Annotated in this window: 1 rRNA gene; it reads right to left on the bottom strand. The window is 56.4% G+C overall.

What is annotated here, in order from left to right:
* Nucleotides 1-20 precede the first annotated feature (20 nt).
* Nucleotides 21-1,561, bottom strand: a 16S ribosomal RNA gene (locus HMJ39_RS13840).
* Nucleotides 1,562-1,582: the final 21 nt, after the last annotated feature.

The following is a 1,582-nucleotide window of genomic DNA, read 5'->3' as shown; positions in this document are numbered from 1 at the left end:
TCGGGAGGGGTCTAGGTCGTTAAGGAGGTGATCCAGCCGCAGGTTCCCCTACGGCTACCTTGTTACGACTTCACCCCAGTCATGAACCACACCGTGGTGACCGTCCTCCGAAGTTAGACTAGCCACTTCTGGTGCAATCCACTCCCATGGTGTGACGGGCGGTGTGTACAAGGCCCGGGAACGTATTCACCGCGGCATTCTGATCCGCGATTACTAGCGATTCCGACTTCACGGAGTCGAGTTGCAGACTCCGATCCGGACTACGACTGGCTTTAAGGGATTAGCTCCGCCTCGCGACTTAGCAACCCTCTGTACCAGCCATTGTAGCACGTGTGTAGCCCAGGTCGTAAGGGCCATGATGACCTGACGTCGTCCCCACCTTCCTCCGGTTTGTCACCGGCAGTCTCCCTAGAGTTCCCACCCGAAGTGCTGGCAACTAAGGACAAGGGTTGCGCTCGTTACGGGACTTAACCCAACATCTCACGACACGAGCTGACGACGGCCATGCAGCACCTGTCACTCGGCTCCCGAAGGCACCAAGGCATCTCTGCCAAGTTCCGAGGATGTCAAGACCTGGTAAGGTTCTTCGCGTTGCATCGAATTAAACCACATGCTCCACCGCTTGTGCGGGCCCCCGTCAATTCATTTGAGTTTTAACCTTGCGGCCGTACTCCCCAGGCGGTCTACTTATCGCGTTAGCTGCGCCACCAAAGTCACTAAGGACCCCGACGGCTAGTAGACATCGTTTACGGCGTGGACTACCAGGGTATCTAATCCTGTTTGCTCCCCACGCTTTCGCACCTCAGCGTCAGTGTCAGTCCAGGAGGCCGCCTTCGCCACTGGTGTTCCTTCCGATCTCTACGCATTTCACCGCTACACCGGAAATTCCACCTCCCTCTACTGCACTCTAGCGTGCCAGTATCGGATGCAATTCCAAGGTTGAGCCCTGGGCTTTCACATCCGACTTAACACACCGCCTACGCGCGCTTTACGCCCAGTAATTCCGATTAACGCTTGCACCTTTCGTATTACCGCGGCTGCTGGCACGAAATTAGCCGGTGCTTCTTCTGCAGGTAACGTCAAGTACTCCAGGGTATTAGCCCAAAGCCTTCCTCCCTGCTGAAAGTGCTTTACAACCCGAAGGCCTTCTTCACACACGCGGCATGGCTGGATCAGGGTTGCCCCCATTGTCCAAGATTCCCCACTGCTGCCTCCCGTAGGAGTCCGGGCCGTGTCTCAGTCCCGGTGTGGCTGATCATCCTCTCAGACCAGCTACGGATCGTCGCCTTGGTGAGCCTTTACCTCACCAACAAGCTAATCCGACGCGAGCTCATCCATCAGCGCAAGGCCCGAAGGTCCCCTGCTTTGTCCCGTAGGACGTATGCGGTATTAGCCCGAGTTTCCCCGGGTTATCCCCCACTAATGGGCAGATTCTCACGCGTTACTCACCCGTCCGCCGCTCGACGCCTGGAGTGCAAGCACTCCATCGTTTCCGCTCGACTTGCATGTGTTAGGCCTGCCGCCAGCGTTCAATCTGAGCCATGATCAAACTCTTCAGTTAAGAAAAGTCTTTAAAGTGCCT

Origin of the sequence: Alloalcanivorax profundimaris, assembly GCF_015265435.1 — a bacterium.
Lineage (GTDB): Bacteria > Pseudomonadota > Gammaproteobacteria > Pseudomonadales > Alcanivoracaceae > Alloalcanivorax > Alloalcanivorax profundimaris.
This window is presented reverse-complemented; position numbering and strand designations above follow the sequence as displayed.